The organism is Pseudomonas sp. OVF7 (genome assembly GCF_030644265.1).
In the GTDB taxonomy this organism is placed as follows: Bacteria; Pseudomonadota; Gammaproteobacteria; order Pseudomonadales; family Pseudomonadaceae; genus Aquipseudomonas; species Aquipseudomonas gorinensis.
The window spans coordinates 5,110,970-5,136,048 of the sequence record NZ_CP128996.1; the positions used below are offsets into that span (position 1 = coordinate 5,110,970).

Sequence of the window (25,079 nt, forward strand, 5' to 3'; positions counted from 1 at the left end):
TCAAATTATTCCGTGCGTGTAGCTGGGGTGGTCGACGCCACGTTTGCGGCGTTGTAGCCGCCACCCAGGGCTTGCATCAGTTGAATCGACAGATCGATTTGTGCGGCATTCAAGGTCGCCAGCTGACGCTGGGCCTGCAGCAATTGCTGCTCGATGCTCAGTACATCCAGGTAATTGCCGATGCCGGAGCTGTACCGTTGCAACCCGGTGTCGTAGGACTGCTGGGCAATGTCCGCGGCATGTTGCTGGGCCTGGATCTGCCGGCCGGTGTCGCGCAGTTGTGAAAGGGTATTGCCGATATCGCCGAGGGCTTGCACCAAGGTTTTGTTGTACTGGGCCACCGCCAGGTCGTAGTCGGCATCGCGGGCATCGAGGTCGGCGCGCAGGCGGCCACCGTCGAAGATCGGCAGCGAAATCGTCGGCGCAATGCTGAAGAAACGGCTGGCCGAACCAAACATCGCATCCCCCAGCAACGACTCAGCCCCGGCGCTCGCGCTCAGGTTGAGGTTGGGGTAGAAGCGCGTCTTGCTGGCGGCGACGTTCTTGCTCGCGGCCTCGACCCGCCAGCGTGCGGCGATCAGGTCCGGGCGCCGGCCGAGCAGTTCGGCAGGCAGCACCGAAGGCACCGCGACGGCACTGGGTTTCAGCACGTTGGGGCGTACCAATTCGTTGCCACGGTCCGGGCCTTTGCCGAGCAACACGGCCAGGGCGATCTTGGCGCTCTGCAGTTGCTTTTCGGCATCGATCAGTTGTGATTGGGAGCTGGCTTCCAGGCTTTCGGTCTGCTGGTACTGGTACTGGCTGTCGATACCCGAATTCAGCCGACGCTTGCCCAGGTCGAGCATCTGCCGGGTGCGCTTGAGGTCGTCATTGGCCAGGTCACGCACGATATGGGCCTGGCCCAGGTCGCTGTAGGCTTTGGCCACGTTGGCCGCCAGGGTCAGGCGCGCGGCCTGCTGGTCGACCTGGGCGGCACGCGCTTCACCCAACGCGGCTTCCCAGGCGGCGCGTTGGCCACCCCATAAGTCGAAGTTGTAATTGAAGCTGGCACCGATGTTGCGCACGGTGGCGTAGGCATCGCCCTGACCCAGCGGGTCCTGATCCTTGGCCAGGCGTGAACGGCTGACGCCGGCGCTGGCGTCCAGGGTCGGCATACGTGCAGCGTTGGCCGCATACGCCGCTGCTTCGGCCTGGTGGGCACGCGCGCTGGCGACTTGCATATCCGGGCTGTTTTGCAGGGCTTCCTGGATCAGGCTGTCGAGTTGCGGGTCACCGAGGCTTTTCCACCAGTCGGCGCTGGGCCAGGCGGCGGCCGACAGGCTCACGCCACTGAGGGACTTGCCGGTTTGCAGGGTGTTGGCATCGAGGCGTTGACCCTGGGTGTCGAGGCCACTGAAGTTGGCGCAACCGGCCATGCTCATGGCCATCAGCACCAGGCAAAGGGCACGTGTGTTCATTCTTTACCTACCCGCTGAAGGGTGATGGGATCACCAGCAGCTATCAGAATTTTCTTGAGGATCTTTTCCAGGGTTTCCAGCTCGCCGGGCTCCAAGGCGCCAGCCAACTGGTTCAACGCGTCGGCGCCGATGTGCGGGAGCATGTCCGCCAAGCGCTGACCGTCGGCGGTGAGCACCAACTGCACCTGACGGCGGTCCAGTTCGGAACGCTTGCGGTCCAGCAGGCCCTTTTGCTCCAGGCGATCAAGCATGCGGGTCATCGAACCGCTGTCCAGGGACAGGTTGCGACACAGCTCCGCCGGGGTGTCGACACCGAACTGGGCCATGATGATCAACACCTTGAACTGCGCGGCGGTTATGCCGTGGGGTTCCATGTGGGCGTCGATGATGCGGTCCTTGAGGATGGCGGCACGACCCAGCAACAGGCCGAGGTGGCAGTTGTGGAAGTTGTCAGGGGTGAAGTGTTTCATCGAAAGCCACCTTATTACTGCCTAGGCAGTTAATGTATGACGAGATGTTACTGCTTAGGCAGCGAATGTCAAATTAAATAATTAGCTTGCTTGGTAATTGGCCGGCGGTCGGGGGGAAATGCGGTCAAACCTGTGGGTTGGGTGGTCCCACCCAATCTCCGATTTGGCGCTGTCGCACAGCAAAGTGGAATCCCTGTGGAGAGCGGGCTTGTCTTAATGCCAGTCAGTTAAAGGCGAACACTGTAACTGTGGCAAGCGGGCTTACTGTGGCGAGCGGGCTTGCCCCGCGTTGGGGCGCGAAGCGGCCCCATTACAGGCGATGTGTTTTTTACTGACACACCGCGGAGCCTGGTTTTGGGGCTGCTGCGCAGCCCAACGCGGGGCAAGCCCGCTCATACATGGACGCCCCCAGTATGCCAAGCGCTCAATTCGTGAAAACACAGACGGGATAAGGTTGCAGCCATACATCCGGACTTTAAGTGAGGCTATGCCTCTGTCCCTGATGGAATTCGCTGATCGGGCTCTTATCACCACAACGCGCTCGAAGCGCTGTGAGCGGAGCAGAGTTACCCGATCCCGGTCCTACCTGTCTTGCCATCACGTCATGATCGCCTGAGCAACCTTGGAAATACTCCCTCTAACGCACCACTTTTTGATTCCACCGAGCCGGCTACGCCCCTGTTACATCAGGGGTGTAGTCGGCTCGGAACTTGCTGCCATGGGCCAATAGTGCCCAGGCTATCCGGACAGTTTTATTAGCCTGAGCAACAACTGCAACGTTGGTGTGCCGACGAGCCAATAACCCCTTCAGCCAATCCGCCGAAGGATCTGTTTTACTCTCCACCACTCGAACCACCGACCGAGCGCCGTGAACCAGCAAAGTGCGTAAATAACCATCGCCCCGTTTACTGATCCCCAACAACGTGGGCTTTCCTCCGCTGGAATGTTGTCGTGGCACCAACCCCAGCCATGCTGCCATTTGCCGACCATTAGTGAAATTCTTCGCATCACCCACTGACGCCACTAGCGCGGTTGCAGTGAGCGGGCCGACTCCTGGTATTTCTGCCAGGCGGCAACTGTCTTCATTGCTGCGATGCCATTGTTGAATCTCCCGTTCCAACTCGACGACCTGTCGATCCAGCTCTTTGAAATGCTCACTCAAACGCTGCATCAGTTGGCGCAAAGATCGAGGAAGAGCGTTGTCACGATCTTCCAAAATGCCCGGCAAACGCTCGGTAATATGCCGAATGCCCTGCGGCAAGACCACGCCAAACTCTCCAAGAAGTCCACGAATCGAATTAGCTTGTGCCGTTCTGGCCTTTACGAATCCCTGCCGTGCGCGATGCACGGCCAGAATAGCTTGTTGCTCTACCGTCTTGATCGGCACAAAGCGCATGTTGGGCCGAGTAACGGCTTCACAGATTGCTTCTGCGTCAGCTACATCGCTTTTGTTCGACTTCACATAGGGCTTCACAAATTTCGGTGCCATTAACTTGACCGTATGACCAAGTGCCTGCAGTTTTCTTGCCCAGTAGTGGGCTCCGCCACATGCCTCCATGCCCACCAGGCACGGCTCTAACGTGGCAAAAAACGGTACAACTTGTTCACGTTTAAGCTGCTTCCTTAGCGCCGTTTTTCCTTGTTCGTCGATCGCGTGAAGTTGAAACAGGGCTTTTGCCAAGTCAACCGAAACAGTCGTAAGCTTCATGAGGACGCTCCCTTCCGTTAAGTGTGGGTAACACTTTAACTTTGGCACATAGATGCCGTTAGGAAGGGGGCGTCCATCCCATTACCACAACAAGCCCGCTCGCCACAACAAGTCCGCTTGCCCCCGCTGAGTCGCCGCCCCTACCTTTTTTGACCGAGCAGGACTCAGAAATCGCGCTTGTAGAAGATATCCAGGGAACTGGCGACGCCGCTGGCCACTTCCAGGTACACCTTCTTGCTCAACAGGTAGCGCAAGGCGATGGTGTTGGCCGGTTCGAACACCCCCACGCCATAGCGCAGGCTGAGTTTCTCGGTGATCTTGCCGCTGGCGACCACGGCAGTGTTGTTGCCGCTGCCCTGGGTGTCGAGGTCGAAATCCTGGATGCCAAGTTTATTGGCAATATCCGAGGTCACCCCGGCACTGCCCATCAGGCCCAGGCCCAACGCTGCTTGCGCAAGCATATTGTTGTCTTCGCCGGTGGTGGTACGCGAACGTCCCAGCACCAGGTAGGACAGGGCGTCCTCCTGGGCCATTGCCGGCTCGGAGAAGATCTGCGTGGTCGGCTGTTCGGCACTGCCACTCAAGCGAATACCGGCGGTTACGGTCCTGGACGGCTCGGTGGTGACCCGTACCGCTTCAATATCGAGGAACGGTTGATCCAGGGGCCCGGCGAACAACAGGCGCGCGCGGCGCACCGTGAGCCGTTGCCCATAGGCGCGATAGCGACCATCGTTGAGCCACAGTTCGCCCCGGGTGTCGAGGTTGTCGCCGATATGCACATGCCCCTGAACCTTGGCGGTCAGGCCGAAGCCCGAGAAGTTGAGCTGCTCTTCACCCACCACGACATCGATGTCCATGGCCATCGCCATCGGCGGCTTGCCCTCCTCGGTCTGGCGGCCAACGATCACCGTGTCATCGGAGACCTTGACCGTCGAAGGCGGCAGTTCGCGCACGGTGATATCGCCACGAGGGATATGCACCTTGCCGGCAATCGCCAGCTTGTCGTTCTTCAAGCTGATCTTCAGGTCAGGCGCCACTTCCAACGCGGCGTAGGGCTCTACGGTGACCGGCAGTTGCGAGCCCTGCAGGCTGAGGTCCACCGCCAGCGCCTGACCCCAGTCGATCTGCCCCTTCAGGCTGCCCTGCCCGGCCTTGCCGCTGCGCCAGGCGCCGTTGAGTTGCACGCTTTCGCCGGCAATCAACGCCTGCACATTCAAGCCCTCGAGGCTGACGGGCAGCTCAGGCCCGGACACTTCACCGCCCACCAGATTCACGTTGCCGTTGACCTGCGGCGCCAACAGTCCACCGGAGATCCGCCCGCTGCCGTTGAGCTTGCCGGTGAGTTTTTCCACCATCGGCACAAACGGGCGCGCCACCGCGAGGTCGAGGCCCGTGAGGCTGAAATTGCCGGTGATCGGTTTGTTTTTCGGCAACGGGTTGATCTGCGCCTGCAACAGCAACTCGCCGAGCTTTCCGCCCTGGAAGTTGAGCTGGGTGTCGATACGCTTGGGGTTGAGGGTGGTTTCCAGCTTCAAGGTGTCGTAGGGAAAATCCAGCCACTGGTCCTTATCCTTGACACGCAAGGTGCCGCCGCTGGCATCCACCGAGACCACGCCCTTGGGGCCACTGCCGGGCAGGTCGAGCTGAACGTCGGCGTTGAGCTTGCCTTGCCAGGCGAAATCTTTCGGCAAAAAGGCCGCCAGGCTGTCGATGGGGAATTGCTTGAGGTGGTAGCGCAGCTTCGGCTCGGGCATCAGGCGCTGGTCTTCACCGCACAGGCTGGCTGCACCGGACACCCAGCAGTGGGCCGCGAAGGTCAGTTTGCCGTCGGCCAGGCGTTCGATTTTCGCCGGGGCCTGCAGCTTCCAGTCCTGGCCACCGGCCTGCACCTCGCCGCTCGCGAGGCGCCCACGCCAGTTGCTGTTGTCGAGGTTGCCGTCGAGGGCCAGGGCCAGCTTGAGCAGCGGTCCCGCCAGGTCGAGTTGGACGCTCTGGCGCCGGATATCGCCTTGGGCGCTGGCGGTCAGGGTACCGACCTGGGTGTCGCCACTTTGAATGCCACTGCCCTTGAGGTCGATCTTTGCGCGCTGGGCGCTATCGAGGGTGGCGTCGAGGGTGAGGCTTTGCAGACGATTATCGACATAGGCCAATTGCTGGCCCTTGAGGTCGAGTTTGCCTTGTGGCGCCTTGAGGCTACCGGCCACATCGATTCGGCCATTGACCTGCCCACGTAGCTGCGGCCACAGCTGGGCCAGGCGACTCAGCCTGATATCGATCTGCCCGGCCAGGCGTTGTTGCAGGCTGCCGCTGCCGTTGATGCGGTTGTCGCCCAAGCGGATATCCAGGTTGGCCAAGGTCCATTGCTCGCCTGTGCCTTCGGCCTTGGCCGCCAGCACGGCGGGTTGGCCACGCAGGCGGCCCTTGAGGTCAAGGTCGGCGTTGAGCTTGAGTTGCTCGTTCTTGAATTCGCCTTTGCTGCGCAGCGGACCCGCCAGGGTGCCAGGCAATTCGCCGACCCAGTACGCCGGGTTCAGGGCCGAAAGGTCCAGTGCGGTGTCCCAGGCAATACCGTCGGCGAATTGCAGGTTCAGGTGGCCTTCGGCCTTGCCTTGGCCGGCGGTCAGTTTCAACTCGGGCAGGAACACTTGCTTGAGATCGCCGCTGAAGGGCGTGACCACATTGAACCGGCCCGCCGGGCCGTCGAGATCAGCCTTGAAGTTGCCGAGATAGTTGCCGTCCTTATAAGAGATTTCACCGTTAAAGGTACGTAACGCGACCTGAGGCTCGTCGATCAGCGGATACAGGCGATGCCAGGGAAAATCCAGCCAAGCGATTTTCGCCTCGGCACTCAAACCTTCTTGCCAGTCCAGCTGTGCCGTGAGTTTCAGGCTTTGTTGCTCACCGGCGGTCAAATCCAGGCCGGAAATCTGCGCGCCCTTGGCGTCGACCGTGCCTTGCAGCAATACATCCACCGGGCCTTTTTCCGCCGGCAGGATGGCTTTGCCCAGCAGTTGGTAACCACTGCTCAAGTCGCCCTTGGCGGTGAGGTCGAGTTGATTGAGTTGCAGGGTATCGGGCAAGTCCGCACTGGGTTTGAAGCCATCGGCGGTGATGTGCAACTGCGCTGGCAGGTTCTCCACCAGCGGTTGCAGTTCGCCACTGAGTTTGGCGGGCAGGTAGCCACTGCTGTCGGCATCGAGCTTGAGGGTCTTGAGCAGGTCGCCGTCGAGTCTGAGCGCAACCTTCCACGGCGCACCGCCTGGCGCATAAGGCAGGCTCAGGTTGCCGCTGGCAGTCAACGGCCAGTCGCCCGTGGGTTGCAGCAGGCCGGACAGGTCCAGCACCAGGTCGTCCCGTTGCAGGTGCACCGTATCGATCTGCATACCGGCGACGGTCCAATTCGCCGCCAGTTGCAGGCCCTTGAGTTGTTCGCTGCCGTTAAACAGCAGCCGGCCGACGCGAACCTCGCCCAACTGGATGGCGACGGGCAACGTCAGGTCCGGCAGCGTGATCGGGCCACTGCTCTGCTCGGTACTGGGCGGGAATTGCAGGCTGGCTTGATCCACCTCCAATCGATCGATGCACAAGGTCAGGCGCAGCAGGCAGGCAGGCGACCAATCAAACTTCGGTGCGTCGAGTTCGACACGGCTGCTGTCTTGCTGCCACAGCAGATGATCGGCGCTCCACTGGCCGCCCAGGCGCCCCTGGAAATTCTCCACGCTCAGCCCCGGCACGTGGCCCAAGGCCCAACGGCTGCCCGCCTGGGTCCCGAGCACCGTCCACAGCGCCAGCCCTATCAAGGCGAGAAAGGCAACGATGGCCAGCCCCGCTATTTTCAAACCTCGCATCACAACTCAGGCCCCATGGAAAAGTGCACACGAAACCCACCCGGTTCTTCCAAGGCATGGGCCAGGTCCAGGCGGATCGGTCCTACCGGCGAGACCCACCGTACGCCGACGCCGACGCCGGTTTTCAGGCTGGGGATTTCCAGGGTGTTGAAGGCGTTGCCCTGGTCGACGAAGGTCGCGATTCGCCATTTCTCGGCGATGGAATATTGGTACTCGGCGCTCAGGGCCACCATGTAGCGACCACCGATGCGGTCGCCCTGGTCGTTTTCCGGGGACAGGGTCTGGTACTCATAGCCGCGCACGCTCTGGTCGCCACCGGCGAAGAAGCGCAACGACGGCGGCACCGACTTGTAGCCATTGGTGGCGCTGCCACCGAACTGCGCCCGTGCCAGGAAGCGATGATTGTCCCACAGGGTGGTCAGGCCCTTGACCGTGGCCGTGCCGTAAAGCAGGTTGGTATCGGAACCGAGCCCTTCCTTGGCGACCTTGGCATCGAACATCAGGCGGTAGCCATGGTGCGGGTCGATGCGGTTATCGCTGCGCAGGTAGGAATAGCTGATCCCCGGCATCACCAGGTTGCTCAGGCCCGAGTCATCGCCCAGGCGATATTCTTCGCGTTGCCATTTGAGGGAGATCACCCGGGTCCAGCCGCTGGGCAACTTGCTGTGCCATTCAGGGCCAAGGGTGAGCAGCTTGCTCAGGGTGTCGGTGTTGGCCAGTTCTTCATTCTGGTAGCCGCCGGCAAACCGCAGTTTGTCGGTGAGCGGCGGGTCGAGCGGAATGTCGTACCACAGCCCGACGTTCTGGCGCGGCGCCGACAGTTCGGCTTCCCAGCCGTAGCTATGGCCCTGGGGGTTGACCCAGTGGCGGGTCCAGTTGGCTTTGCCCCGTGGACCGACGTCGGTGGAATACCCCAGGCCAAGGCCCATGGTGCGCGGCTTGCGGGTTTCCAGTCGCACGGCGACCGGGATCACATCATTGGCCGAGGCCGCCGGGGCGGCGTCCACGCGCACGCCTTCAAAAAAGCCGCTGGATTGCAGGGCCTGGTTGAGTTCGGCGATCAGTTCGGAGTCGTAGGGCGTGCCATTTTTAAACGGCACCATGCGTTGCAGCAGCTCTTCATCAAACGGCGTGTCACCGACAAAGCTGACCTTGCCCAAGGTGTAGCGTGGGCCGCTGTCATAGATCAGTTCGATATCGGCGACGCCCGCCTGGGGGTCCACCGAGAGTGTCTGGCGCGTGAAGCGCCCGCTGAAAAAACCGTAGCGCGAGGCCTGGTTCTGGATCAGACGCTTGGCGTCTTCGTAGTGGCCGTGGTTGAGCACGGCGCCGGATTTTAGGTCGTCGCTGACGGGTACGCGGAACGCCTTGAGGTTCGCGGCCTCGCCGTCGACCCGAATGGTCACGTTGCGCAAATGCACCGGTTCGCCGGGGTCGATGGTGAGGATCAGGCGCGGAGTCTTGCCGCCCTTCACATCGCTTGCGATCCGTGGCTGATAGAACCCCAGCGCCTGGGCGGCTTTGCGCGCCTGTTCCTCGGCGCCACGGCTGAACCGTTGCAAGGCCTCTTCATCACGATCGCCCACCCCGCCGATATAACCTTCGATATTGGCCTTCAGCGCATCGTTCGTTGGCTTGATCCGTACGTCCAATTCGCTTTGCGCGAACGCGCCGCAGCTTGTGAACAGCAGAACCAAGCCGCTGGTAAATCTTCCTGGAAACTTCATAGGCGCGGATGCTACACGACCTCGGGAGCAACTTAGAACACAGATGATTCTGAAAAATTCTGCGTTAAGCCGTTGAAGCCTGTAACGCCTGGGGATTGGGGTGAAAAAACACATGTTCCAAGACAGGTCCTACAGCAACCTCGCCGATTTCCTCATAGCCCTGACGCTGGTAGAAATCCAGATAGCGTGGATTCCCCGTGTCCACCACCACACCGGACGAATGCGGGTCCTCGGCACACCAGTTGTGCACCGCCGTCAGCAACTGTTCGCCGTAATGCTTGCCCTGGAACTGTGGGTGAATACCCAGCAGCGGCAACACATGCACCGATTCGGCGGGCAGGCATGCCAGCACCGCATGATGGTAATCAAGGTAGCGCCGCGTGCCACGCACACCCGTGCTCAGCCACATGCGCAGTTGCCAGGCCCAGCTTTCGGTGATCCCCAGGCGCCGTTGCGGCGGCGCGATCAAGGCGATGCCGATCAGCCGGTCATTGACGAACAGGCCAATGGCGGGAAGTTTCTGAAAGAAATGCTGCTTGACCAGTTCGCGCACGGTGGCGCGCACCCGCTGTTCATAGCCTGGGCGCTCGGCTTCGAAGATGTAGGAAAAGGTCGGCTCATGGCGATAAGCCTGATACAGCAGGGAGCGGGCCTCGGGGGAATAGTCGCTGTTGAGCAAGCGAACTTCGGCAAGGGTGGTTAAAGAGTCAGGCATACGGTGAGTCTCCCTGGGCGCCATTCAAAAGATGGCGTTCTTATGAGTACGAACTTACGCGGCACCAGTCGTTCCCAGACATTAGCAGTGCATCTGTCCTACCGCCACGCTGGCCCCCGTCCGACTTGTCCGCTAGCATCGCCCTTTTGCCAGACTGGACTGCCGACCATGAAAATCGTCTCCTTCAATATCAACGGGCTGCGGGCTCGCCCCCATCAGCTGGCGGCGCTGATTGAAAAGCATCAACCCGACGTGATTGGCCTGCAGGAAACCAAGGTGCATGACGACCAGTTCCCCTTGGCCGAAGTACAGGCACTGGGCTATCACGTGTATTACCACGGCCAGAAAGGCCACTACGGCGTGGCCCTGCTGTCGCGCAAAGAAGCCTTGAGCGTGCACAAAGGCTTTGCCAGCGATGAAGAAGATGCCCAGCGCCGCTTTATCTGGGGCACCTTCGCCGATGAAAATGGCCATCCGGTGACCATCATGAACGGCTACTTCCCTCAGGGCGAAAGCCGCGACCACCCAACCAAGTTCCCGGCCAAGCAGCGCTTCTACGAAGACCTGCAACAGCTGCTGGAAAGCCAGTTCAGCAATGACCAGGCACTGGTGGTGATGGGCGACGTGAATATTTCCCCGGAAGACTGCGATATCGGCATCGGCGCCGACAACGCCAAGCGCTGGCTGAAAACCGGCAAGTGCAGCTTCCTGCCGGAAGAGCGCGAGTGGATGGCCCGCCTGAAGAACTGGGGCCTGGTGGACAGCTTCCGTCACCTCAACCCCGATGTGACCGACCGTTTCAGCTGGTTCGACTACCGCAGCCGTGGGTTCGAGGATGAGCCAAAGCGTGGGCTACGGATTGACGTGATCATGGCCTCCAATGGCTTGCTGCCGCGCGTCAAGGATGCCGGTGTGGATTACGATCTGCGTGGCCTGGAGAAGCCGTCTGACCATGCGCCGATCTGGTTGGAACTGAGCTGATTCCCTGGCCGGACTCGGTCAAATGGGGGAGGTCCCGCTGAATCTCCGATTTAGCGCGGTCGCACGACAAACTTGAACCCCTGTGGCGAGCGGGCTTGTCGAATCGTCGCACCGCCCCTCCCACCGTTTGATTGGCGGCATGCCAGTCATATTTATGCAACCTGACTGACTTAATCTCGCGGCACTCCCTTTGGCTTGAGAAGGTGCCGGCATGATGCTGCGCGTTCTGTTCCTGTTGTGTAGCGCGTTTTCCCTCTCGGCTGTTGCTGCCCCTCTACCCGTTCCCGACCAAGGCCCTGCCCTGCGCATCCAGGGCTCGAACACTATTGGCGCAGCGCTGGGGCCGGCGCTGGTCAAGGGTTTGATGGAGCAGCAGGGGCTGCAAGGCGTACACAGCGAACCCGCCGAAGGCGCCAATGAACAACGGGGCGTCGGCAAGACGCGCCAGGGCAAGGTCGTGACCATAGAGGTCGCGGCCCATGGCTCCAGCACCGGGTTTGTCGCGCTGAAAAAATCCAGCGCCGACCTGGCAGCTTCATCCCGCCCGATCAAGGACAGTGAACTGGTGGAGCTCGAACCCCTGGGTGACCTGAAAAGCCCTGAGGCCGAGCAGGTCATCGCCATCGACGGCCTGGCGATCATCCTCAATCCGCGCAACCCGCTGGACACCTTGAACACCGAGCAACTGGCGCAGATCTTCAATGGCGAAATCAGTACCTGGGAGGCCCTGGGCGGTGTCGGCGGGACGATCAATCTGTACGCGCGCGATGACCAGTCCGGTACCTATGACACCTTCAAGGAACTGGTGCTGAGCCGGCGCGGCAAACCCCTGGCGGCGTCCGCCAAGCGTTTCGAGTCCAGCGAGCAACTGTCCGACGCGGTGAGCCGTGACCCCCATGGCATCGGCTTTATCGGCCTGCCCTATGTGCGTCAGGCCAAGGCGGTGGCGATTGTCGATGGTGACTCGCAACCCATGTTGCCCTTGAACAGCCTGATCGCCACGGAGGATTACCCTCTCTCCCGACGACTGTTCTTTTACCTGCCACCGTCCACACGTAATCCATGGGCCAAGGCGCTGGTGGACTTTACCCAGAGCAGCAAAGGCCAGGCGATTGTCGCGGCCAACGGATTTATCGCACAGCAGGTGCAGGCGATTGGGGTAGAGCCGCGCGCGTCGATGCCCGAGGACTATCAGGCGATCGCCCGCGACGCCCAGCGCCTGACGGTGAATTTTCGTTTCGAGGAAGGCAGCGCCAGCCTGGATAACAAGGCGCGTCAAGATCTGCAACGCGTGGTGGCCTATATCAAAAGCCACGACAAGCTCGACAAGCAGGTGACGCTGGTAGGGTTTGGCGATGCCAAGAGTGACCCGCAGCGCGCGGCGCTGCTGTCGAAATTGCGGGCGATGGCGGTGCGCCGTGAATTGGTCAAGAGCGGCGTGGTGCTGAGGGATATTCGCGGGTTCGGCGCGCAAATGCCGGTGGCGGCGAATACCGCGGATGAAGGGCGGATCAAGAATCGGCGGGTGGAGGTTTGGGTGTACTGAGGGCTGTGGGATCTTCAGGGCCTGATCCGGCCTCATCGGGGGCAAGCCCCCTCCCACATTTTGATTTGGGCATACATTCAAAGTGTGGGAGGGGGCTTGCCCCCGATTGCAAGCGACGCGGTGTTACTGCCCGCTGCGCATCATCTCCCGTGGCACATACTTGCCGATCTCGAACTTGCCGATCGCCGCGCGGTGCACTTCGTCCGGGCCGTCGGCCAGGCGCAGGGTACGTTGCATGGCGTACATGTAGGCCAGCGGAAAGTCGTTGGAAACCCCGGCGCCACCATGAATCTGGATCGCGCGGTCGATCACTTTCAACGCCACATTCGGCGCCACGACCTTGATCTGGGCGATTTCGCTTTTCGCCACTTTGTTGCCCACGGTGTCCATCATGTACGCCGCTTTCAAGGTCAGCAGGCGCGCCATGTCAATTTCCATGCGCGAGTCGGCGATCTTGTCGATATTGCCGCCCAGGCGTGCCAATGGCTTGCCGAATGCGGTGCGGCTGACGGCGCGCTTGCACATCAATTCCAGTGCGCGCTCGGCCATGCCGATGGAGCGCATGCAGTGGTGGATGCGGCCCGGGCCAAGGCGACCCTGGGCGATTTCAAAGCCACGGCCTTCGCCGAGCAGCACGTTTTCATACGGCACGCGCACATTGTCGAACAGCACTTCGGCGTGGCCATGGGGCGCGTCGTCGTAACCGAACACCGGCAGCGGGCGCACAATTTTCACCCCCGGGGCGTCCACCGGCACCAGGATCATCGAGTGTTGCTGGTGACGCGGTGCATCAGGATTGCTCAGGCCCATGAAGATCAGGATCTTGCAGCGCGGGTCGCAGGCGCCGGAGGTCCACCACTTCTTGCCGTTGATCACCCACTCGTCGCCCTGGCGTTCGGCGCGGGCAGCCATGTTGGTGGCATCCGAGGACGCCACATCGGGCTCGGTCATGGCGAAGGCCGAGCGGATCTCGCCGCGCAGCAGCGGTTGGAGCCAGCGTTGTTTCTGCTCTTCGTTGGCGTAGCGCACCAGCACTTCCATGTTGCCGGTGTCGGGGGCCGAGCAGTTGAACGGCTCCGGGCCCAGCAGCGAGCGGCCCATGATCTCGGCCAGTGGCGCGTATTCAAGGTTGGTCAGGCCGGCGCCCAGCTCGGATTCAGGCAGGAACAGGTTCCACAGGCCCTCAGCTTTGGCTTTCGCCTTCAGCTCTTCCATGATCGCGGTGGGCTGCCAGCGGTCGCCTTCGCTGACTTGGCGTTCGAACACCGGCTCGGCCGGGTAAACGTAAGCGTCCATGAACGCTGTAACGCGTTCACGCAGTTCCTGAACCTTGGGCGAATAGGCGAAATCCATGAGCAGCTCCCTTCTTGGAGAGGTTGTTTAGGTCATGCATTCGATGCTAGAACAGCGTTGATAATTTACCTAGCCTATTCTCGGCGTGTATTAACATTCATCACCGATATATGATCGACGTATGGCCACCTAACAATAAGAGCGCAACGAAATGAATCTGAGCAAGGTCGACCTCAACCTCTTCATCGTCTTTGACGCGATCTACACCGAAGCCAACCTGACCCGCGCCGGGCAGATTGTCGGCATTACCCAACCAGCGGTATCCAACGCTCTGGCCCGCTTGCGCGAGACCTTCAACGACCCGCTGTTCGTGCGCACCGCCCAAGGCATGGTGCCCACGCCGATGGCGCAGAACATCATCGGTCCGGTGCGCAATGCGTTGTCGTTGCTGCGGGTGTCGGTGCAGGAAAGCCGGATTTTCAACCCTCAGCAGGCGGCCAAGACCTATCGCATCAGCATGACCGACCTCACCGAGGCGGTGATCCTGCCGTTGCTGTTCCAGCGTCTGCGCCGCCTGGCACCGACGGTGGTGATCGAGAGTTTCCTGTCCAAGCGCCGCGAAACCACCAAGGAACTGGCCGCCGGGCGCCTGGATTTTGCCGTGGACGCGCCGCTCAACACCGACCCGCAGGTGCGCCACGTCAAGCTGATGGAAGACCGCTACGTCTGTGCCATGCGCAAGGGCCATCCCATGGCGGGCAAGGACAAATTCACCTTGGATGACTACCTGTCGCTGACCCATATCCATATCTCCAGCCGCCGCAATGGCCTGGGCCATGTCGACCTGGCCCTGGGCAAGATGGGCATCCAGCGCAAGATTGCCCTGCGCTCCCAGCATTACCTGATGGCCTCCCAAGTGTTGCAGCAGACCGACATGGTGATGACCGTGCCCGAACGCTTCGCCCGCCGTCATGACCTGCACTGGTTCAACCTGCCGGTCAATGACGTGCCGCCGGTGGAAACCCACCTGTACTGGCACGAAAGCACCGACCAGGACCCGGCCAACCGCTGGATGCGTGAGCAAATGATCGAGTTGTGCCAGCAAGTCACGGCTCACGAAAAGAAGCTGGATAAACAGCAGGCCTGAGGGTGAAAAGCCTCCCCTGTGGGAGGGGGCTTGCCCCCGATGGGCTGCGCAGCGGCCCTTGACGTTCACGTCAACCTGCCATTAGCTTAACGCCAAGACCTTCTTGAGCGCCCCCATGAGCACGACCTACAGCATCTCCGACCTCGCCCGCGAGCTCGACATCACCACCCGCGCCATTCGCTTCTATGAAGAACAAGGCCTGCTGGCCCCGGAACGCCGAGGCCAGGAACGCATCTACTCGGCGCGGGACAAGGTCAGCCTGAAGCTGATCCTGCGTGGCAAGCGCATCGGTTTTTCCCTGGCCGAGTGCCGTGAATTGATCGAACTCTACGACCCCGCCAGCGGCAACCATATCCAGCTCAACAGCATGCTGGCGAAGATCGCCGAACGCCGTGAACAGTTGGAGCAACAGTTGCTGGATATCGAACAAATGAAGCTGGAACTGGACACCGCCGAAGAGCGCTGCACCCAGGCCCTGGCCGAGACCATCCAAGGCCAGGCTGGCCATTGAACAGAAGGTAGTTGCCATGTCCCTCCCCTCCCACGTGCGCCTGGTCGAAGTCGGCCCGCGCGACGGTTTGCAGAACGAAGCCCAACCCATCAGCGTGGCCGACAAGGTGCAGTTGGTGGATGCCCTGAGTGCCGCCGGCCTGGGCTATATCGAGGTGGGCAGTTTCGTCTCGCCCAAATGGGTGCCACAGATGGCCGGTTCCGCTGAGGTGTTTGCGCAGATCCAGCGCAAGCCCGGTGTCACCTATGGCGCGTTGGCACCGAACCTGCGCGGGTTTGAAGACGCGCTGGCGGCCGGCGTGAAGGAAGTCGCAGTGTTTGCGGCAGCCTCCGAGGCGTTTTCCCAGCGCAATATCAACTGTTCCATCAGCGAAAGCCTGGAGCGTTTTGCGCCGATCATGGCGGCGGCCAAGCAGCACGGCATCAGTGTGCGTGGCTATGTGTCCTGTGTGCTGGGTTGCCCGTACGAAGGCGCGGTCGCCCCGGAGCAAGTGGCGGCAGTGGCTCGTGAGCTGTATGCCATGGGCTGCTATGAAGTGTCCCTGGGCGACACCATCGGCACCGGCACGGCCGGCGCCACGCGGCGGCTGTTCGAGGTGGTGGGTGCGCAGGTACCGCGGGACAAATTGGCGGGGCACTTCCACGACACGTATGGGCAGGCGATCGCCAATGTCTACGCCAGCCTGTTGGAAGGGATCAATGTGTTCGACAGCTCTATCGCGGGCCTCGGCGGCTGCCCCTACGCCAAGGGCGCCAGCGGTAACGTCGCCACCGAGGACGTGGTGTACCTGCTCGATGGGCTGGGGATCCACACGGGCATCGACCTGGAGCAACTGATCCGGGCCGGCCAACAGATCTGCACAGTGCTGGGCCGCCCCACCGGTTCGCGTGTGGCCAAGGTGCGTAGCACACAGTGAGTAACCGATCCGTGACGATGTGTTACCGCACCGCTACACATCGAGTAACACGGGAACATATTTTGTGGCATTCGCCGTAGGCCAAATCGCACACAAAAATTAACTCATTGATTCTAAAAGACTTTATAAAGTTGGCACGGGTTCTGCTATCTCTATGGCATAACAAGAATAAAAAGCGCCAAACCTAATAAAAATAAGACGTAACGACTCTGACATAACAAAAACAACACGGCAGAGACGCAGCTAACAGATTTTTTTGGAGAAGATGTGCTTCGCAGGGTACGGCATGCCGAAACCCGCAACCGGATAGAGAAAAATAAAACTACCTCAGGTAGCTGCCACTGGTTGGATCGCTTGCGAAGAAGCAGATCAGCGCTCAAAAAAATACGTTTGCTCTTGACCCCGGATGGGGGTCGCCAAAAACAGCGGTAAAGGGTCACGGTTACCAAAAACAACAACAGACCGCCCCTCAATAATAAAAAAAGAGCAGGCAACGACAAATTAAAGGGGACCCTAGGGTCCCCTTTGTGCTGTGTGCACGCCTCCTGGCCTCAGGCAGAGGCGCTTTCCCTCAGTCGTTGCGCGACGCCAACTCCTCGATACTGATCTCGCGCATGCGGAATTTCTGGACCTTGCCCGTGACGGTCATCGGAAATTCGTCCACGAACTTGAAATGCTTGGGCGTCTTGAAGTGCGCGATGCGCCCCTTGCACCAGGTGTGCAACTCCAGCGCGCTGACCACGTGCCCAGGGTGAAACTTGACCCAGGCCACAATCTCTTCGCCATAACGCTCATCCGGAACACCAATAACCTGCACGTCGGCCACCGCCGGATGGGTAAAGAAAAACTCTTCCAGCTCCCGCGGGTACACGTTCTCGCCACCGCGAATGATCATGTCTTTGTTGCGCCCGGCGATGCATACGTAGCCGTGCGCGTCCATGGTCGCCAGGTCGCCGGTGTGCATCCAGCCCGCGTCGTCGATGGCCTCGCGGGTACCTTCCGGGTTGTTCCAGTAGCCGAGCATCACGCTGTAGCCACGGGTACACAGCTCGCCCGTCTCGCCGCGCGCCACGGTGTTACCGTCGATGTCGATGATCTTGTGTTCGAGGTGTGGCTGGGTACGCCCCACCGTGGTGACCCGACGCTCCAGGTCATCATCGGCGCCGGTCTGCAACGACACCGGGCTGGTTTCGGTCATGCCGTAGGCAATCTGCACCTCGCCCATATGCAATTCGCCGATGACCCGGCGCATCACTTCAATGGGGCACGTGGCGCCGGCCATGATGCCGGTACGCAGGGACGACAGCTCCAACTCGCCCCGGCGCGGATGATCGAGCATGGCGATAAACATGGTGGGCACGCCGTACAGGCCGGTGGCGCGCTCTTCGGCGACGGCGGTGAGCGTCAGCAGCGGATCGAAGCCGTCATTGGGGTAGATCATGGTGGTGCCATGGGTGATACAGCCCAGGTTGCCCATCACCATGCCAAAGCAGTGGTACAGCGGCACCGGGATCACCAGGCGATCCTGCGCGGTGAGGCCCAGGCTTTCGCCGACCATGTAGCCGTTGTTGAGGATGTTGTGGTGACTGAGGGTGGCTCCCTTGGGGAAGCCGGTAGTGCCGGAGGTGTACTGGATATTGACGGCTTGATCAAAGCTCAGGCTGGCTTGACGGCTGCGCACCTGTTCCGGCGCGACTCCCGCCCCGAGTGCCGCCAACTGCGACCAGGGCAGGAAACCCGGGGGCGGGCTGGGGTCAAGGCTGATGACGCCACGCAGGTCGGGCTTCAGCGCCTGCACCATGGCATGGTAATCGGACGTCTTGAATGACCCGGCGCACACCAGCCACTGGCAACCGGATTGCTTGAGCACGTATTCCAACTCACTGCTGCGATAGGCCGGGTTGATATTGACCAGGATCACCCCGAGCTTGGCGCTGGCGATTTGGCTGATACACCATTCGGCGCAATTGGGCGCCCAGATGCCCAGGCGGTCGCCGGTTTGCATGCCCAGGGCCAGGAACGCGCGGGCGTGCAGGTCAACGGTCTCGGCCAGTTGCCGCCAGGTGTAGCGGCGCTGTTGGTGGCGCACCACCAGGGCTTCGCCATCGGGATGCTGCGCAACGGTGCGATCGAAGGCCTGACCGATGGTCATGGCCAGCAGCGTCTTGTCCTGGGAGCCACGGCTGTAGCTCGGATTCGGTTGATCCATAACGACCCCTGTTGTCTTTTTTGTAGGTTGACGTAAACGTAAACTACGATTGACAGCACCGCAACGCAAGCTTACGTTAACGTAAAGGTGATCGCCCTCCCCCGGCGCCCCACCCACATAACAACAAAGCTCAACTTAAGGTGCCCGTCCATGAGTTATCCCTCCCTGAACTTCGCCCTCGGTGAAACCATCGACATGTTGCGCGACCAGGTGCAGTCCTTCGTGGCCAAGGAGATCGCCCCTCGCGCGGCACAGATCGACATCGACAACCTGTTTCCCGCCGACCTGTGGCGCAAGTTTGGCGACATGGGCCTGCTGGGCATCACGGTGCCGGAAGCGTACGGCGGTGCCGGCCTGGGTTACCTGGCCCACGTGGTGGCCATGGAAGAAATCAGCCGCGGTTCGGCGTCGGTGGCGCTGTCCTACGGCGCCCACTCCAACCTCTGCGTCAATCAGATCAACCGCAACGGCAACCATGAGCAGAAGCTCAAGTACCTGCCTCAACTGATCAGCGGCGAACATGTGGGCGCCCTGGCCATGAGCGAGCCGAATGCCGGCTCCGATGTGGTCTCGATGAAGCTGCGCGCCGACAAGCGTGGCGACCGCTACGTGCTCAACGGCAGCAAGACCTGGATCACCAACGGCCCTGACGCCAACACCTATGTGATCTACGCCAAGACCGACCTGGAAAAGGGCCCCCACGGCATCACCGCCTTCATCGTCGAGCGTGACTGGAAAGGCTTCAGCCGCAGCAACAAGTTCGACAAACTGGGCATGCGCGGCTCCAACACCTGCGAGCTGTTTTTCGATGATGTGGAAGTCCCCGAAGACAATATCCTCGGTGCCCTCAACGGCGGTGTGAAAGTGCTGATGAGCGGCCTGGACTACGAACGCGTGGTGCTCTCCGGTGGCCCGACCGGGATCATGCAGGCGTGCATGGACCTGATCGTGCCCTACATCCACGACCGCAAGCAGTTCGGCCAGAGCATCGGCGAATTCCAGCTGATCCAGGGCAAGGTCGCCGACATGTACACCCAACTCAATGCCAGCCGCGCCTACCTCTACGCGGTGGCGCAAGCCTGCGAGCGTGGCGAAACCACGCGCAAGGATGCGGCCGGGGTGATCCTCTACAGCGCCGAACGCGCGACGCAGATGGCCCTCGATGCCATCCAGATCCTCGGCGGCAACGGCTATATCAACGAATTCCCTGCCGGACGCCTGCTGCGTGACGCCAAGCTGTATGAAATCGGGGCCGGCACCAGTGAAATTCGGCGGATGCTGATCGGTCGCGAACTCTTCAACGAAACCCGCTGAAGGAGCACGTCATGGCCACCTTGCACACCCAGCTCAACCCTCGCTCGGCGGAGTTCATCGCCAATGACGCAGCGATGCGCCAACAGGTCGACGCCCTGCACACCCTGCTCGCCCACGTGCAGCAGGGTGGCGGCGCCAAGGCCCAGGAGCGCCACACTTCACGCGGCAAACTGTTGCCACGCGAGCGCATCAACCGCTTGCTCGACCCAGGCTCACCGTTCCTTGAACTCAGCCAACTGGCCGCCCACCAGGTGTATGGCGAAGACGTGCCTGCCGCCGGCGTGATTGCCGGGATTGGCCGGGTCGAAGGGGTCGAATGCATGATCGTCGCCAACGATGCCACGGTGAAGGGCGGCTCCTACTACCCGCTGACCGTGAAGAAACACCTGCGCGCCCAAACCATCGCCGAGCAGAATCGCCTGCCGTGCATCTACCTGGTGGACTCCGGTGGCGCCAACCTGCCGCGCCAGGATGAAGTGTTCCCCGACCGTGAGCACTTCGGGCGGATCTTCTTCAACCAGGCGAACATGAGTGCCCAGGGCATCCCGCAGATCGCCGTGGTGATGGGTTCGTGCACCGCCGGCGGCGCCTACGTGCCGGCGATGGCCGACGAAGCGATCATGGTGCGCCAGCAGGCCACCATCTTCCTCGCCGGCCCGCCGCTGGTGAAGGCGGCGACCGGTGAAGTGGTCAGCGCTGAAGACCTCGGCGGTGCCGATGTGCACTGCAAGATTTCTGGCGTAGCCGACCACTATGCCGACAGCGACGAGCACGCCCTGGCCCTGGCCCGCCGCAGCGTCGCCCACCTCAATTGGCACAAGCAGGGCCAGTTGCTGCAACGCACGCCGGTAGCGCCGTTGTATAGCAGCGAGGAGCTCTATGGCGTGATCCCGGCCGATGCCAAGCAACCGTTCGATGTGCGCGAAGTGATCGCACGCCTGGTGGACGGCTCGGTGTTCGATGAATTCAAGGCCCTGTTCGGCACCACCCTGGTGTGCGGTTTTGCCCACCTGCATGGCTATCCCATTGCGATCCTGGCCAATAACGGGATTTTGTTTGCAGAAGCCGCGCAAAAAGGCGCGCACTTTATCGAGCTGGCCTGCCAGCGCGGGATTCCGCTGCTGTTCTTGCAGAACATCACCGGCTTTATGGTCGGCCAGAAATACGAGGCCGGCGGTATCGCCAAGCATGGCGCCAAGCTGGTCACCGCCGTGGCCTGCGCCAAGGTGCCGAAATTCACGGTGATCATCGGCGGCAGCTTTGGTGCCGGTAACTATGGGATGTGCGGCCGCGCCTACGACCCGCGCTTTTTATGGATGTGGCCGAACGCGCGCATCGGTGTGATGGGGGCCGAGCAGGCCGCAGGGGTGCTGGTGCAGGTCAAGCGTGAACAGGCCGAACGTGCAGGGGTTGCGTTCAGTGCCGAAGAAGAAGCGGCGATCAAGCAGCCGATCCTCGACCAGTATGAAACCCAGGGCCATCCCTACTACTCCAGCGCGCGCTTGTGGGACGACGGCGTCATCGACCCGATGCAGACCCGCGACGTGCTGGCCCTGGCGCTGTCTGCCGCGCTGAATGCCCCCATCGAGCCGAGCCGCTTCGGCGTGTTCCGCATGTAACCTGTAGGAGCGAGCTTGCTCGCGAAGGTCGTTAACGATAACGCGAGCATTCTGGATGAACGCGTTGCCTGGACGTTTTTCGCGAGCAAGCTCGCTCCTACAGGAGACCTCTCATCATCATGGAGCTCCTTGCATGAGCGATTTCAACACCCTCGAACTGATCACCGACAGCCGTGGCTTTGCCACGCTGTGGCTCAGTCGTGAAGCCAAGAACAACGCATTCAACGCCGAGATGATCCGCGAACTGATCATCGCCCTCGACCAGGTGCAAGGTGATCCGTCCCTGCGCTTCCTGGTCCTGCGCGGGCGCGGTAAGCACTTCAGCGCCGGGGCCGACCTGGCCTGGATGCAGCAATCGGCCGAGCTGGACTACCACACCAACCTGGACGACGCCCGCGAACTGGCCGAGCTGATGTACAACCTGGCGAAGCTGAAGATCCCCACCCTGGCAGTGGTGCAAGGCGCGGCCTACGGTGGCGCATTGGGCCTGATCAGTTGCTGCGACATGGCGATTGGTGCCGATGACGCACAGTTCTGCCTGTCAGAAGTGCGTATTGGCTTGGCGCCAGCGGTGATCAGCCCGTTTGTGGTACAGGCGATCGGCGAGCGCGCAGCCCGGCGTTATGCGCTGACGGCCGAACGGTTTGGCGGCCAACGGGCGCGGGATATTGGGCTGCTGGCGGAAAGCTATCCGACCGATACGCTGGAACAACAGGTCGCGCAATGGGTTGCCAACCTGCTGCAAAACAGCCCGGCGGCGATGCGCGCCAGCAAAGACTTATTGCGCGAGGTCGGTAACGGCGCCCTCACCCCGGCCCTGCGCCGTTATTGCGAAAATGCCATCGCCCGCATTCGCGTCAGCGCCGAAGGCCAGGAAGGCTTGCGCGCGTTCCTGCAAAAACGTACGCCCAGCTGGCAATCCCAGGAGCCCCGTTCATGAGCACACTGACCACCGTACTGGTGGCCAACCGTGGTGAAATCGCCTGCCGGGTGATGCGCACCGCCAAGGCCATGGGCTTGACCACCGTCGCTGTACACAGCGCCACGGACCGCGACGCGCGCCATAGTCGCGAGGCGGATATCCGCGTCGACCTGGGGGGCAGCAAAGCCACGGACAGCTACCTGCAGATCGACAAATTGATCGCCGCGGCCCAGTCCAGCGGCGCCCAGGCGATTCATCCGGGCTACGGCTTCCTGTCGGAAAACGCCGGGTTTGCCCGCGCGGTCGAGGCCGCTGGCTTGATCTTCCTCGGCCCGCCCGCCTCGGCGATCGACGCCATGGGCAGCAAGTCGGCCGCCAAGGCGTTGATGGAGACCGCCGGCGTGCCGCTGGTGCCGGGTTACCACGGCGAAGCCCAGGACCTGGAGACGTTCCGCGACGCCTGCGCGCGTATCGGCTACCCGGTGCTGCTCAAGGCCACCGCCGGCGGCGGCGGCAAGGGAATGAAAGTGGTCGAGGATGTCAGTCAGTTGGCCGAGGCATTGGCCTCTGCCCAGCGCGAGGCGCTGTCGTCGTTCGGCAATGGGCAGATGCTGGTGGAAAAATACCTGCTCAAGCCGCGCCATGTGGAGATCCAGGTGTTTGCCGACCAGCAGGGGCATTGCCTGTACCTCAATGAGCGCGATTGCTCGATCCAGCGTCGGCACCAAAAAGTCGTCGAGGAAGCCCCGGCGCCTGGCTTGAGTACTGAACAGCGCAAGGCCATGGGCGAAGCGGCGGTACGCGCAGCCCAGGCCATTGGCTATGTGGGCGCGGGCACGGTGGAATTTCTGCTGGATGCCCGTGGCGAGTTTTTCTTTATGGAAATGAACACGCGCCTGCAAGTGGAACACCCGGTGACTGAAGCGATTACCGGCCTCGATCTGGTGGCCTGGCAGATTCGCGTGGCCCAGGGTGAAGCGCTGCCGATCACCCAGGCACAAGTGCCGCTGATCGGCCATGCCATCGAAGTACGGCTGTACGCCGAAGACCCCTCCAACGATTTCCTGCCGGCCACCGGGCACCTGGCGCTGTACCGCGAATCGGCCCCCGGCCCGGGGCGACGCGTGGACAGCGGCGTCGAGCAGGGCGACAGCGTGTCGCCCTTCTACGACCCGATGCTCGGCAAGCTGATTGCCTGGGGCGAAGACCGTGAACAGGCGCGATTGCGGCTGTTGAGCATGCTGGATGAATTTGCGGTGGGCGGGCTGCGGACCAACCTGAGCTTCCTGCGTCGAATCATCGCCCACCCCGCGTTTGCCGCGGCGGAACTGGATACCGGGTTTATCCCGCGCTATCAGGATGAGCTGCTGCCGGTACCTGGCGCCTTGAGCGATGAGTTCTGGCAGGCCGCGGCCGCGGCGTTCATACAGAGCTTGCCGGCCGGTGACGGGCCTTGGGCGGACACGCGCGGTTTTCGTGCCGGCCTGCCCGCCGAAGTCTCGCTGCACGTGAGCTGCAATGGGCAGGATCGGTTGGTGACATTACCCACCCAGCCCCCGCTGTTGCGCGGCGAACAACTGCTGATCGAGCACCAGGGCGTACGCCGCGCTCATCTGGCGGTGCGCAGCGAAAGCACCCTGTACCTGCGCTGGGATGGCGAGTTGCACGCGGTCAGCCTGTTCGACCCGATTGCAGCGGTCGAGGCCGGCCAGTTCCATCAAGGCGGCCTGACCGCGCCCATGAACGGCAGCATCGTGCGGGTGCTGGTGGAAGTCGGCCAAGCCGTGGAGGCCGGCACGCAACTGGTGGTGCTGGAAGCCATGAAGATGGAACACAGCATCCGTGCGCCCCAGGCCGGGGTGATCAAGGCGTTGTTCTGCGAGGAAGGCGAAATGGTTGCCGAAGGCTGCGCGCTGGTGGAGCTCGAAACAGCCGACTAGAACTTCGCCGTGGCCTGCACCACCACGCCGAGGATGCGGCAATCCTCGGTGAACCGCTGCTTCGGATAGGTGGGGTTGAGCGGCACCAGGTAAAGCTGGCCGCTTTCTTCCATGAGTTGGCGAAAAGTCGCCTGGGGGCTGTCAGCCCATTGGGCGACCACCAGCTTGCCAGGTTGGGCATCGATAGCCGGGTCCACCAGGATCAGCATGCCCGCACCGATGCTCAGGCCGCTGGGGGCGGTCATGGCGTCTCCCCTCACCGGGAGCCAGAAGGCGTCCCCGCGGGCGTGGTAGTCCGTCAGTTCGAAGCGGGTGGTGGCGTACGCGCCGTGCTCTTCGCGAATTTCGCACATGCCCGTCCAATCGTTGACCGGGTATCGAAAATACGGGTTGTAGGGAGGTTGCGCGGGCAGTGCCTCGGCGGTCTTTTCGCGAATCTGCAAGGCGACTTCCAGGTAGCCCAGCCCCAGTTCCGCGAGAACCCGGTTCATGTCGGCCAGGCTTGGCACACGGCGTTTGTTGAGCCAATGGCCCACCCCGCCCTGGGACATGCCCAGGCGTTCGGCCAGTTGATCCTGCGTGACCTTGCGGTCTTTCATGTTGGCTTTGACCAACGCTATCCAGTTATCCATGGTGCGTGACAATACGATGCGTATTTTTCAGGGCAATAAACAGTTTGTAGTAATCCATAAAACGACATAAATACGATACGTACTATCATCGAACATAAGGTTTTCGACACCCACCCAGAGTACC

18 protein-coding genes are annotated in these 25,079 nt (G+C 61.6%); 9 read left to right on the top strand and 9 right to left on the bottom strand.

Annotated features, from left to right (window positions below; genetic code table 11):
• Positions 1-5: 5 nt before the first annotated feature.
• The 6 genes from QU606_RS23070 to QU606_RS23095 all read right to left on the bottom strand — a co-directional run bounded on the left by QU606_RS23070 (position 6) and on the right by QU606_RS23095 (position 9,925).
• Positions 6-1,457 (bottom strand): efflux transporter outer membrane subunit, encoded by a 1,452-nt coding sequence (locus tag QU606_RS23070; RefSeq protein ID WP_024076230.1) that lies wholly within the window; start codon positions 1,455-1,457, stop codon positions 6-8.
• Entirely contained in the window at positions 1,454-1,927 is a 474-nt protein-coding gene (locus QU606_RS23075) for a MarR family winged helix-turn-helix transcriptional regulator (RefSeq protein WP_024076231.1), read from the bottom strand. The genes QU606_RS23070 and QU606_RS23075 overlap by 4 nt, the downstream gene beginning before the upstream one ends.
• A 670-nt stretch (positions 1,928-2,597) precedes the next feature.
• Positions 2,598-3,635 (bottom strand): IS110 family transposase, encoded by a 1,038-nt coding sequence (locus tag QU606_RS23080; protein ID WP_168233670.1) that lies wholly within the window; start codon positions 3,633-3,635, stop codon positions 2,598-2,600.
• A gap of 164 nt (positions 3,636-3,799) precedes the next feature.
• Positions 3,800-7,483, bottom strand: coding sequence for a translocation/assembly module TamB domain-containing protein (locus tag QU606_RS23085; protein ID WP_304997561.1), 3,684 nt, complete (start codon positions 7,481-7,483; stop codon positions 3,800-3,802).
• The gene (locus QU606_RS23090; RefSeq protein ID WP_304997562.1) at positions 7,483-9,210 is read right to left on the bottom strand and encodes an autotransporter assembly complex family protein; all 1,728 of its coding nucleotides are present in this window, start codon (positions 9,208-9,210) and stop codon (positions 7,483-7,485) included. Before QU606_RS23090 ends, QU606_RS23085 begins: the two co-directional genes overlap by 1 nt.
• Before the next feature lie 64 nt (positions 9,211-9,274).
• Positions 9,275-9,925, bottom strand: coding sequence for an N-acetyltransferase (locus QU606_RS23095; RefSeq protein WP_304997563.1), 651 nt, complete (start codon positions 9,923-9,925; stop codon positions 9,275-9,277).
• A 168-nt stretch (positions 9,926-10,093) separates the two neighbouring features.
• Here QU606_RS23095 and xthA point away from each other — a divergent pair, with 168 nt between their 5' ends.
• The gene (gene xthA, locus QU606_RS23100) at positions 10,094-10,906 is read left to right on the top strand and encodes an exodeoxyribonuclease III (RefSeq protein WP_024076235.1); all 813 of its coding nucleotides are present in this window, start codon (positions 10,094-10,096) and stop codon (positions 10,904-10,906) included.
• A gap of 211 nt (positions 10,907-11,117) precedes the next feature.
• On the top strand, positions 11,118-12,452 hold the full coding sequence (locus QU606_RS23105; protein ID WP_304997564.1) for a phosphate ABC transporter substrate-binding/OmpA family protein: 1,335 nt from the start codon (positions 11,118-11,120) through the stop codon (positions 12,450-12,452).
• A 123-nt stretch (positions 12,453-12,575) separates the two neighbouring features.
• On the opposite strand, the gene QU606_RS23110 is transcribed toward QU606_RS23105, so the two are convergent.
• Positions 12,576-13,805: an acyl-CoA dehydrogenase gene (locus QU606_RS23110; RefSeq protein WP_024076237.1), complete on the bottom strand. Its 1,230-nt coding sequence runs from the start codon at positions 13,803-13,805 to the stop codon at positions 12,576-12,578.
• Between the two features lie 151 nt (positions 13,806-13,956).
• On the opposite strand from QU606_RS23110, the gene QU606_RS23115 reads away from it, so the two are divergent.
• The 3 genes from QU606_RS23115 to QU606_RS23125 all read left to right on the top strand — a co-directional run bounded on the left by QU606_RS23115 (position 13,957) and on the right by QU606_RS23125 (position 16,319).
• Entirely contained in the window at positions 13,957-14,892 is a 936-nt protein-coding gene (locus QU606_RS23115) for a LysR family transcriptional regulator (RefSeq protein ID WP_024076238.1), read from the top strand.
• A 115-nt stretch (positions 14,893-15,007) separates the two neighbouring features.
• Positions 15,008-15,403, top strand: a complete 396-nt coding sequence (locus QU606_RS23120; protein ID WP_024076239.1) for a MerR family DNA-binding transcriptional regulator — start codon at positions 15,008-15,010, stop codon at positions 15,401-15,403.
• A 16-nt stretch (positions 15,404-15,419) separates the two neighbouring features.
• Positions 15,420-16,319, top strand: coding sequence for a hydroxymethylglutaryl-CoA lyase (locus tag QU606_RS23125; RefSeq protein ID WP_024076240.1), 900 nt, complete (start codon positions 15,420-15,422; stop codon positions 16,317-16,319).
• 571 nt (positions 16,320-16,890) lie between these two features.
• Here QU606_RS23125 and QU606_RS23130 read toward each other — a convergent pair.
• On the bottom strand, positions 16,891-18,528 hold the full coding sequence (locus QU606_RS23130; RefSeq protein ID WP_024076241.1) for an AMP-binding protein: 1,638 nt from the start codon (positions 18,526-18,528) through the stop codon (positions 16,891-16,893).
• A gap of 150 nt (positions 18,529-18,678) precedes the next feature.
• Here QU606_RS23130 and QU606_RS23135 point away from each other — a divergent pair, with 150 nt between their 5' ends.
• The 4 genes from QU606_RS23135 (at position 18,679) to QU606_RS23150 (ending at position 24,323) form a co-directional block, all read left to right on the top strand.
• Positions 18,679-19,842, top strand: a complete 1,164-nt coding sequence (locus QU606_RS23135) for an isovaleryl-CoA dehydrogenase (protein WP_024076242.1) — start codon at positions 18,679-18,681, stop codon at positions 19,840-19,842.
• A gap of 11 nt (positions 19,843-19,853) precedes the next feature.
• Positions 19,854-21,461, top strand: a complete 1,608-nt coding sequence (locus tag QU606_RS23140) for a carboxyl transferase domain-containing protein (RefSeq protein WP_024076243.1) — start codon at positions 19,854-19,856, stop codon at positions 21,459-21,461.
• Between the two features lie 133 nt (positions 21,462-21,594).
• Positions 21,595-22,401 (top strand): gamma-carboxygeranoyl-CoA hydratase, encoded by an 807-nt coding sequence (locus tag QU606_RS23145; protein ID WP_024076244.1) that lies wholly within the window; start codon positions 21,595-21,597, stop codon positions 22,399-22,401.
• Entirely contained in the window at positions 22,398-24,323 is a 1,926-nt protein-coding gene (locus QU606_RS23150) for an acetyl/propionyl/methylcrotonyl-CoA carboxylase subunit alpha (RefSeq protein ID WP_304997565.1), read from the top strand. The genes QU606_RS23145 and QU606_RS23150 overlap by 4 nt, the downstream gene beginning before the upstream one ends.
• Here QU606_RS23150 and QU606_RS23155 read toward each other — a convergent pair.
• Positions 24,320-24,955, bottom strand: a complete 636-nt coding sequence (locus tag QU606_RS23155; protein ID WP_024076246.1) for a LexA family transcriptional regulator — start codon at positions 24,953-24,955, stop codon at positions 24,320-24,322. The genes QU606_RS23150 and QU606_RS23155 overlap by 4 nt on opposite strands.
• Positions 24,956-25,079: the final 124 nt, after the last annotated feature.

What these genes read in the sequence shown, in the direction of transcription:
- QU606_RS23150 (WP_304997565.1), top strand. Translation starts at nt 22,398, where the DNA reads ATGAGCACACTGACCACCGTACTGGTGGCCAACCGTGGTGAAATCGCC.
- QU606_RS23135 (WP_024076242.1), top strand. Translation starts at nt 18,679, where the DNA reads ATGAGTTATCCCTCCCTGAACTTCGCCCTCGGTGAAACCATCGACATG.
- QU606_RS23085 (WP_304997561.1), bottom strand. Translation starts at nt 7,483, where the DNA reads ATGCGAGGTTTGAAAATAGCGGGGCTGGCCATCGTTGCCTTTCTCGCC.
- QU606_RS23075 (WP_024076231.1), bottom strand. Translation starts at nt 1,927, where the DNA reads ATGAAACACTTCACCCCTGACAACTTCCACAACTGCCACCTCGGCCTG.
- QU606_RS23145 (WP_024076244.1), top strand. Translation starts at nt 21,595, where the DNA reads ATGAGCGATTTCAACACCCTCGAACTGATCACCGACAGCCGTGGCTTT.
- QU606_RS23080 (WP_168233670.1), bottom strand. Translation starts at nt 3,635, where the DNA reads ATGAAGCTTACGACTGTTTCGGTTGACTTGGCAAAAGCCCTGTTTCAA.
- QU606_RS23095 (WP_304997563.1), bottom strand. Translation starts at nt 9,925, where the DNA reads ATGCCTGACTCTTTAACCACCCTTGCCGAAGTTCGCTTGCTCAACAGC.
- QU606_RS23110 (WP_024076237.1), bottom strand. Translation starts at nt 13,805, where the DNA reads ATGGATTTCGCCTATTCGCCCAAGGTTCAGGAACTGCGTGAACGCGTT.
- QU606_RS23090 (WP_304997562.1), bottom strand. Translation starts at nt 9,210, where the DNA reads ATGAAGTTTCCAGGAAGATTTACCAGCGGCTTGGTTCTGCTGTTCACA.
- QU606_RS23070 (WP_024076230.1), bottom strand. Translation starts at nt 1,457, where the DNA reads ATGAACACACGTGCCCTTTGCCTGGTGCTGATGGCCATGAGCATGGCC.
- QU606_RS23130 (WP_024076241.1), bottom strand. Translation starts at nt 18,528, where the DNA reads ATGGATCAACCGAATCCGAGCTACAGCCGTGGCTCCCAGGACAAGACG.
- QU606_RS23105 (WP_304997564.1), top strand. Translation starts at nt 11,118, where the DNA reads ATGATGCTGCGCGTTCTGTTCCTGTTGTGTAGCGCGTTTTCCCTCTCG.
- xthA (WP_024076235.1), top strand. Translation starts at nt 10,094, where the DNA reads ATGAAAATCGTCTCCTTCAATATCAACGGGCTGCGGGCTCGCCCCCAT.
- QU606_RS23155 (WP_024076246.1), bottom strand. Translation starts at nt 24,955, where the DNA reads ATGGATAACTGGATAGCGTTGGTCAAAGCCAACATGAAAGACCGCAAG.
- QU606_RS23140 (WP_024076243.1), top strand. Translation starts at nt 19,854, where the DNA reads ATGGCCACCTTGCACACCCAGCTCAACCCTCGCTCGGCGGAGTTCATC.
- QU606_RS23125 (WP_024076240.1), top strand. Translation starts at nt 15,420, where the DNA reads ATGTCCCTCCCCTCCCACGTGCGCCTGGTCGAAGTCGGCCCGCGCGAC.
- QU606_RS23115 (WP_024076238.1), top strand. Translation starts at nt 13,957, where the DNA reads ATGAATCTGAGCAAGGTCGACCTCAACCTCTTCATCGTCTTTGACGCG.
- QU606_RS23120 (WP_024076239.1), top strand. Translation starts at nt 15,008, where the DNA reads ATGAGCACGACCTACAGCATCTCCGACCTCGCCCGCGAGCTCGACATC.